Below are 8,600 nucleotides of genomic sequence, written 5' to 3'. Positions count from 1 at the left end.
CCATCCAGAATGCCTCCTTCAGAGAATGGTCTGCATCCTATGAATCACATTTTTAAACCGATGGGTACCCCGTGAGTCAGGCCAAACAATGGTTGGTATCAGTCACAAGCATGGCGCCAGGGGCATGGGTAATGGCGAATTCAGCCTTGCTTGCGGCCAGGACTGCCTGAGGCGTTACGCCACACGCCCAGAATACAGGCAATTCATTTGCCATGATGTCAGTCGCCTCGCCGTAATCAGGCTTCATGACATCGGCAATACCGATTTCATGCGGAAAGCCGACATGGATCGGCGCACCATGCGCCAGCGGGATCTCGTTACTGATCTGCACGCTGCGAATGATGTTTGCTGATGTAAATGGACGCATGGACACGACAACCGGCCCCGCGAACGGACCGACTGGCGTGCATTCTATATTTGTACGATATACCGGCACCGTCCGGCCGGTCTGGATATGCCGCAAGGGCACCTTGCAGGCTGTCATGACGTTTTCAAAGGAAAAGGAACAGCCCAGGGCGAATGTTACAAGGTCATCCTGCCAGTAATGGCGGATATCGGTGACCTCATCCACCATTTTCCCGTCTTTCCACACATGGTAGCGCGGCACGTCCGTGCGGAGATCAAGATCCTGCCCGAGTTCAGGAACAGTGTACTGCCCCGGCGCGGACATGCCTACCAGGGGGCAGGGACGTGGGTTCTTCTGGCAGAATTCATGAAAATCCGCTGCCAGCGAGGCAGGCAGCATGACAAGGTTGGCCTGGATATATCCGGTAGCCATCCCCGCTGTATGGTTGACAATATGCCCGGCACGACAGGCCTTTCGGACCGTTTCCGGATCGGCATGAAAATAATCGATCTCTTTCACAGTGGAAGATGACATTACTTATTTCATCCCTTTTTGACATGAACGTAGATAGACATGCCTCACTTGATTTTCACAATGGTTTTGCAATGATATGGTTATGATAAAAACACGAAAGATCAAATTGATAATAATAATGCAGCCTTATAAAAATAATTTATCCTTTTTTCTATGATTTATTGAACATGAAATGATTTTTATATCATGCGTCACAGCTCAGGCAGAGTGAAGATAAACATGCACAGACAGACAGCGCAGCAATGTACACAGCCCGGCATTGGCTCTGTTCCGCTAGCCACGATCACAGTTCTGAACTGCATGTGGGTCAGTTCTAAATAATAATTTCATGTGAATTTGTATTTTTTTCATCAGTCCGGGAATAAACGGCTTTTCTCACCGCACTGCCATGAATTCCGTGGTCATGCCGGTGCTCACCCGTCTTCGCGCGACCTGAATATTCACAGATCGTGGCAGGGTGTTAAACGGAACGGAATTCACATCCCGCGCCATCCTGAAATAGGCCGACGGGATGCAGGTCGAATGACGCTATACTGCCCGGGGAAAGCCACCCGTGCCAGCGATACCGCGTGAGGTATCGGAAAATACGCCGGTGAATTTTCCATCGATCGACCGCCCGTCAAGCAAGAGCAGGTTCAGCCCCATCTCGATCCGGGCCGCGTCACACCATGAGCGCGCGCCATGGGTTGTAAAGTCATACCCCGACACGAACTGCAGGGATGATGTGGCGTAACGGTCGTGCAAAAATTCATGCTGCCAGGCAACGCACAGGAACGGTATCAGCGATGTACGGGCGCCAAGGGCCTGTTTCGTATCCACCTGCACACCAGCCGAGAGAGGGTTTCATGCTCTGGATTGCCACGCGGCGGCGTTAATCCGCTTCAGGAGAAGAAAGCGGCGCATATTATAGACGATATTGGCCAGCCTGATCCTCATGGTGGCTCGAACGATGCCTACGGTTCGGACGAACAGCTCCGTCTGTGATTTCTGATCAGCAAAGACATGCTCGACACGCGACCGGATAACGGACTTTCCGGCGTTGGATCTCTGGATATGTCGGGGCATAGGCTTGAGATGCGGCTTTTTCCTGTGAACCTTCGAGACACAGCCATGCTTTTCCATGACGGCCTCATTGGCTTTTGAGCGGTAGGCTGTATCCGCCCAGACTGTTGATGCCACATTGGTTTTATCCAGCAGGCCCTCGCGTAATCTGGCGCCATCGCTGGCCGCTGCATCGGTCGCCTTCCATTTACGGATCAGCCGGAATTTCCGATCGATGGAGACGTGCGATTATAGCCAAAGAACGGGATGGCCAGATCTGTTGCGGGCATACTCCCGTCCTCCTGCCGCTTCGCTTTCGTGAACTTCAGCGTCCGGCGCGCATGACGGTCCTTGTGGAACAGCTTTGACAGCTTGTCCTGCCAGTCCTGTGAAACCCTTCCTTCCCGCAGATCCGTCTTTTCATCGTTGATATTGCGCTCCTTTGGGGCCGCTACCAATGTCGCGTCCAGGATCTGGCCTGACATCGGCAGATAACCGGCGTTGCGCAGGGATTCTGTCCGTTCGTCGGACAGGTTGTTCAGCGTCTGGATGACAAGAATTTTGAACATCAGTACCGGATCAAACGGCGGACGCCCCCCTTGCGCCCGTCTGAATAGGCCAGAGCTTTGTCAAGATCAGAATGGAAGACTTCAAAATCCACGGTCCGGGAAAAGGCTTCAAGTTGATCACCAAACCCGCCCAGACGCGCCAGCCGCTCCTCAACATCAAAGAAACCGGGCTGTTTCATATCGCCATTCCTCCAAGCAGAACCAGAAAAATGGAATCACAGTGCAGGCCTCAATACCAAGAGGTTTTTAGAACCCTCCGGCTTCGACCAGCGAATGAACAACGGTATTACTGGGCTTGCTTTTTCACACCCTCCCCCCGGGAATCCGGTTCTTCAGGTGGAGGCGTTCATTCTCACAGGCTGGGTCATCCTGATGCCCGACTGCTGGCTCAGTCATGTGTTCCTGTGCCGTCCGTACCATCTGTGCCCACCCCACATCATTGCAATACAGGCCATATTCGCGGCCAGCCCAAAAATGGCGACATTACATCCTCCCACCCGGGCCCCGGTCCATACAAGACTGATCGTAACAGACTCTCCCACCACAATTCCCATAGCGATGCCCAGTGGCGGTGCCGGGATACGCCACAGAACACTCGCAAGACCGGGGGCCATCTGTATTATACCCATGTAGTAAAAACTGGTCAGCGTAACCATAAGGGCCGACATGTGACTGGCAGCCATAACGGAAAAGACCAGATATAGCGCAATTGCAATCTTCGCACTTCGTCCCTGTATCCGGTCGGATACGGCGGGGAGCAGGTTACGGGCAATAAGCGGACCGAGCACCAGACAGGTTCCCGCCAGAATCACAAGCCCGGACAGCACACCGGCGGAGGCAACAATACCGAGCGCCCATGGAGGCAGCAGCGCGTTGGCAGCGGCCATGAACACGTCATTGGCCGCAGGTAACGGCAGTTTCGTAACATGAACATAAACTGCCACAAGATACAGGAAGGGAAACATGAGCATGTAAAGCGGCATGGCAATCTGGCTACGCCGGACCACCCGTGCCGAACGGGCCGTAAAAAGAAAGGTTGCCATCTGCGGCGCCACGCAAAAGCCAATGGCCTGCAGGATGATGGTCGATACGGCGTAGAGTTCATCCTGCCGGTCAGGCACGGGACCCATCCTGGATATATCCGTGTACCCTCCATGGCTCCCTATGGCCCTGAAAGCCAGAAAACCCACCCCGATTACAACCAGAAGAATCAGAAGATCCTTCATGACCGAGACATAGGCAGGCGCCCTGATGCCTGAAATAAGGATCCAGCCAAAGGCCAGTAATGCTGCTACGGATGTCGTGGCCAGGGGTGAGATGTTCCAGTGCATCCAGTTGACAATATTGAGTATGCCCGCGAACTGAAGCTCACCCAAAGGGATCAGGCACAGCAGAACATTGAATACAATAATCTTTTCTAAAAAAGGTGATTTGAAATGCCCCTGAAACAGATCGGCAAATGTTATGGCATTGTAGCGCTGTCCCGCCTTCCATATCAGTGGATTGACAAAATATCCGACCGGATAGGCAAGGATGAGGAAGCCCATATACCATAAGACAAAAGACACCCCCTGCCGTTCCGCCGCCGCGGGAAAGCCCAGCAGGCTGCCGATACTATAAGTCTCGCCCACGCCCAGCATGAAAACAAGGAACGTACCAAACTGACCGGACGCGACAAAGAAGTCACGATTGCTCTGCCGCGCATGACCATAGCGGGAAAGAACGGCAAACGCGAAGGCAAGGGAAATGATACCGACAAAGAAGAAACTAGCCATCATCACGCTTCCGGTCAGCTACGAACCAGACAATACCCATACTGGCGGATGTCAGGAAAAGGCAGAAGAACAACCACGCAACAGCAATGGGGAAACCCATAATCATGACGGAAGACCGGGCCAGAAGCGGCACTGACAGCACGACAGCCGCAAACGGTATGCCCAGAGCTGTCAACACGCGTATGCTATCACGCATTCGGCCTGCTTCCTGTCATGAGAATCAGGGTTTTCGTCAACCCGCGCTCAGCAGGCATGACCGGCACCTGCAGGCAGCGCGGCCACAGCAGTGGCAAAGGCATCATGCGCCTGTGCCAGCACATCGGGTTCGACCCTCACAACCGGAAAGTTGGCGGGCAGAAGGGCCATAACCTGTGCGATCAGCCTGACTTTCTCCCCATGGCGCCGGCTTGCTGGCAAAGTGTCCAGAAAACGGCCAAATACCTCCATCACTGCAGGCGAAAAGACAGTTTCCCATTGCAGGCGCCCAAGATCATGCTCGCGCGCTAGCGGCCTGCCACGGCAGACTGCCGTGGCCTGGGCATCAACCTGCCGATCCGTGATGACGACACCATATTCCTGTCGTGCCTGCTCGACCGAAACAAGGCCGCGCCTGACATCGGACAGCACAAGTGCTGGCTCGCGTTCTAGCGGATCACCAAATCCGCCACCGCCCGCCGTGCACAGGCTGACCGTGTCACCTTGACCGAGTGCAATGATATCGAGGCCATCCAGCTTTTCTACCTTGCCATCGGCATAAGTAATGGAAAGCGTGGTCAGGACACCGGGGCTTCCTTTCTGCACGCCCCATGGCCTGAAGCGCATGCGCTCGAGCCCACGGGCGAGTATGAGCGTATCATCCACACCGATACGAAACACAAGTTCCAGCCCCATGCCGCCACGCCATTGCCCGGCCCCCCCGGAGCCGGCACGCAGCCCGTAGTGCAGGATCCGTACACCGAGTTCACTTTCCACCATTTCCACCGGATTATTGGCAAGGTTGGAAATCGAGGGGTCCCGGCCATCAGTGCCATCCATGCCATGGCGCGCGCCGGTTCCACCGGTCATGGGCTCGACAACCTGCACGTTCCTCTCACCATCACCTGCCGGTTCCGCCGCAACGACAGGAATGATGACTCCGCTATTGGCTGCCGTCATGACTTCGGGCAGCGCTATGCCAAGCGCACCGTTAAGCACGTCATTCACCCGCACGCAGGCTGCATGCCGCACGCCCACCGCTGCCGGGCGCACCGGATGCACCACGCTGCCACGCGGGGCAATCATCTCGATGGGGAACTGCAGCCCCGCATTCAGCGGAATGCCGGGATCCAGTGTGACAACAAGCGCCATGATGCGCAGGGTCAGCCAGGGATGGACTTTCCCGGCGCTGGGAATGTTCATGGCGGCATGAACCTGCGGGTCGGTTCCGGTAAAGTCCAGCGTTATGCGCCCCCTGTCCACCACGACCTTGACGGCAAAACGGACCGGTAGCCCGCTGACCATGTCACTGTCCAGATAATCGGAAAATGCCCAGCTACCATCAGGAATTTTTTCAATCGCGGCCCTTGCGCGCCGGGCCGTATAGGCACACAGATCCTTCTGGGCTGCCAGGAATGTCGCAATGCCATGGCGCTGTACGAGCGTTGCCACGCGCCGCTGCCCCAGCCCTATTGCCGCGAGCATGGCCTGAATATCGCCCATGTTGTTGTCAGGCGTGCGGGAATTGACGCGGATCAGCCGTTCGATTTCATTATCAATCCGGCCCTTCTTGACCAGTCTGAGCGGCGGGATCTGCAACCCTTCCTGATAGATTTCGGTATTGGTGGTGGATACGCTGCTGGGCACGCGGCCGCCTATATCCGAGCAGTGCACGAAAGCCCACAGATAGGCGATGATCCGGCCATCATGGAAAACCGGGGCGATGACATGCAGGTCGGGCAGATGCGTCGCCAGCCCCTGTGAATGATAGGGGTCATTGGTAATCAGCACATCCCCTTCGGCCAGCGTGCCTGCTTCCCTGATTGCAGGCATACAGTCCAGCCCCACAAATCCTGAAACACCGATGGAGCCGGGATAGGCAAAGAATTTTCCATCCACGCCAGCAAGCGCGCAGGCGAAATCCGCCGTTTCCTTCACATACAGCGAGCGGCCGACCCGCTGCAGGGTCATGCACATCTCCTCGACAACGGACACGACCTGATTATTGAGGATTTCAAGCGTAATGGGATCTAGCTGCATGATTGACCTGCCCTCAGAAGGCGGAGATTGCCGTGTCTGTCAGCTTCCGCCCGCCATCCCGGCAGGACGGGAACGGTGCTACTGGACTGCTCGATGATGGCAGGGCCGGCAATGACGAAGCCGGGACCAAGCGTCGCCTTGTCATAAACCGGCACATCATGCCATCCATCATGCAGGAATACCTGTCTTCTTCCCGCCAGTTGCGGTTCATCGGCCTGCCCTGCGCCTTCGGGCAATGGCACCGGCCTGACATGGCCGATCACGCCAATCCGCACGGCCATGATACGCAGCGGCGCATCCGCGTCACGGAAGCCATATAACGCTTCGTGCCTGCGGTGGAAGCATTCCGCCACGAACTTTTCATCCAGTTCCGTCACGTCAACGTCCGGCAAGGTGATCTTGAGGTCATAGGCCTCGCCACCGTAGCGCATTTCAACCTCGCGCTGGAAACTGACGGATTCCACAATGCGCTTTTCCTCCGCGACCCACACCCGCCCCGCATCCTCCAGCGCGGTGATACACTGGCGCAGCTCGTCCATGCTCCGTGCATCAAGCGTGCAGCGCAGGCTGCGGATGAAATCCCGCCGCAGATCGGCCAGCACCGCGCCAAATGCACACAGGGTTGAGGCTTCGCCCGGAATGAGCACGTGCGCCATTTCCATTTCATCAGCCAGAAAGCTTGCATGCGTTGGCCCTGCGCCACCATAGGGCAACAGGGTAAAATCCACAGGATCCAGGCCGCGGGTTGACAGCATCTTGCGCAGTGCCGCCCCCATGCCCGCCGTGGCAACACGTAGCGCGCCCCATGCCGCTTTTTCAGCCGCCTGGGGGCCATCCAGCCCGAGCGCTGTTGCGATATCAAGCAGCGCCGCCCGGGCCAGTGATACATCCAGCGCAAGCTTGCCATTAAAGAACCGCAGGGGGTCAAGGATCCCTATGACAAGATAGCAGTCGGTCACGGTTGGCGCCTTTCCCCCCTGCCCATAGGCTACGGGGCCGGGAAAGGCGCCAGCACTTTTGGGGCCGACCTTGATGATGCCATGCGCATCAACATGCACGACCGATCCGCCACCCGCCCCGATTGCCTCCACCGCGACCGTGGGCAGGATAAGCGGCAGGCCGCCAATATCCGTGCGGGTCGTGAATTCGGGCTGACCGCCAGATGCCACGGCCACATCGCTGCTTGTGCCCCCCATGTCAAATGTCACGACATGGTCCGCGCCTGCCGCCACGGCAATCCGGCTTGCAGCCGTAACCCCGGCCGCCGGGCCTGACAGAAGTGTTTCAACCGGTCGGGCGCGCGCCGTGCGCAGATTGACCAGCCCCCCATTGGAGGTGGAGATAAACAGCGGGGCCTCGATCGAGAGCGATGCGATACCGGCCTCGAGCCGATCGAAATAACGCTGCATGAGCGGCTGGATCGAGGCATTCATGCATGCGACAAGCGTGCGTTCGTATTCCCTGATCTCAGGCCAGATTGAAGATGCGGAACAAAACGAAACCCCTGGCAGGTGCATGGAAAGCGACGTAACCAGCCTCTCCTCAAACGCGGCATTGGCGTAGCCATGTAATACCATGACCGCAACCGCATCGGGTGCCAGCGCACGGATTTCGCTCCTCACACGCTCCAGTTCCGCCCCGGTCGGCGCCGCCAGCACGTTGCCCTGCGGATCAAGCCGCGCATTGATCTCGATAACGCAGTCACGCGGAACCAGGGGGCTTTCCTTTACGGCATGGAAATTGAGCGAGGACGGCATGCGCCCGCGCCCGACCTCCAGTACATCCCGAAACCCCTGACTGACCAGCAGGGCAACACGGGCGCCGTTGCGTTGCAGGATGGCATTCAGGCCAATCGTAGTGCCATGCACGATGGCCCCGATCTGCTTCGGGGTTGTATCCGTCATCTCCAGCAGTTCCGCCAGCCCCTGTATGACCGCACGCGAAGGGTCCGAAGGCACACTCGGATGCTTGTGGCTCACCAGCCTGTCAGCGCCCGGCATGAACATGACGAAATCGGTAAACGTGCCACCTACGTCTATTCCAACCCGGTTTTTCAATGAATCCATAAAGAATGTTTCCCTGATGTGTACGCCCGTGGTG

At 57.0% G+C, this 8,600-nt stretch carries 6 protein-coding genes and 1 pseudogene; all 7 read right to left on the bottom strand.

What is annotated here, in order from left to right:
• Positions 1–76: 76 nt before the first annotated feature.
• Positions 77–880, bottom strand: a complete 804-nt coding sequence (locus tag CDI09_RS14990; RefSeq protein ID WP_078526932.1) for a putative hydro-lyase — start codon at positions 878–880, stop codon at positions 77–79.
• Positions 881–1,408: 528 nt separating this feature from the next.
• A complete protein-coding gene (locus CDI09_RS14985) occupies positions 1,409–1,705 on the bottom strand; it encodes an autotransporter outer membrane beta-barrel domain-containing protein (protein WP_078526931.1) in 297 nt (98 codons plus the stop codon).
• Positions 1,706–1,723: 18 nt separating this feature from the next.
• A pseudogene (locus tag CDI09_RS14980) lies at positions 1,724–2,669 on the bottom strand (transposase).
• Between the two features lie 213 nt (positions 2,670–2,882).
• Positions 2,883–4,268 (bottom strand): sodium:solute symporter family protein, encoded by a 1,386-nt coding sequence (locus CDI09_RS14975; RefSeq protein WP_110571396.1) that lies wholly within the window; start codon positions 4,266–4,268, stop codon positions 2,883–2,885.
• Positions 4,258–4,461 carry a DUF3311 domain-containing protein gene (locus CDI09_RS14970; protein ID WP_078526928.1) on the bottom strand — a complete coding sequence of 68 codons (204 nt, stop codon included), beginning with the start codon at positions 4,459–4,461 and terminating at the stop codon, positions 4,258–4,260. The genes CDI09_RS14975 and CDI09_RS14970 overlap by 11 nt, the downstream gene beginning before the upstream one ends.
• Before the next feature lie 47 nt (positions 4,462–4,508).
• Positions 4,509–6,500, bottom strand: a complete 1,992-nt coding sequence (locus CDI09_RS14965; protein WP_078526926.1) for a hydantoinase B/oxoprolinase family protein — start codon at positions 6,498–6,500, stop codon at positions 4,509–4,511.
• Positions 6,491–8,566, bottom strand: a complete 2,076-nt coding sequence (locus tag CDI09_RS14960; RefSeq protein ID WP_078526924.1) for a hydantoinase/oxoprolinase family protein — start codon at positions 8,564–8,566, stop codon at positions 6,491–6,493. The genes CDI09_RS14965 and CDI09_RS14960 overlap by 10 nt, the downstream gene beginning before the upstream one ends.
• Between the last annotated feature and the right edge of the window lie 34 nt (positions 8,567–8,600).

Source organism: Komagataeibacter nataicola (assembly GCF_003207795.1).
GTDB lineage: Bacteria > Pseudomonadota > Alphaproteobacteria > Acetobacterales > Acetobacteraceae > Komagataeibacter > Komagataeibacter nataicola.
Note: the sequence above shows the minus strand (reverse complement) of the source record. Positions and strands in the feature narration are given on the sequence as shown.

Coding starts and splice junctions, on each gene's coding strand:
- CDI09_RS14990 (WP_078526932.1), bottom strand. CDS start 880: ATGTCATCTTCCACTGTGAAAGAGATCGATTATTTTCATGCCGATCCG.
- CDI09_RS14975 (WP_110571396.1), bottom strand. CDS start 4,268: ATGATGGCTAGTTTCTTCTTTGTCGGTATCATTTCCCTTGCCTTCGCG.
- CDI09_RS14970 (WP_078526928.1), bottom strand. CDS start 4,461: ATGCGTGATAGCATACGCGTGTTGACAGCTCTGGGCATACCGTTTGCG.
- CDI09_RS14965 (WP_078526926.1), bottom strand. CDS start 6,500: ATGCAGCTAGATCCCATTACGCTTGAAATCCTCAATAATCAGGTCGTG.
- CDI09_RS14960 (WP_078526924.1), bottom strand. CDS start 8,566: ATGGATTCATTGAAAAACCGGGTTGGAATAGACGTAGGTGGCACGTTT.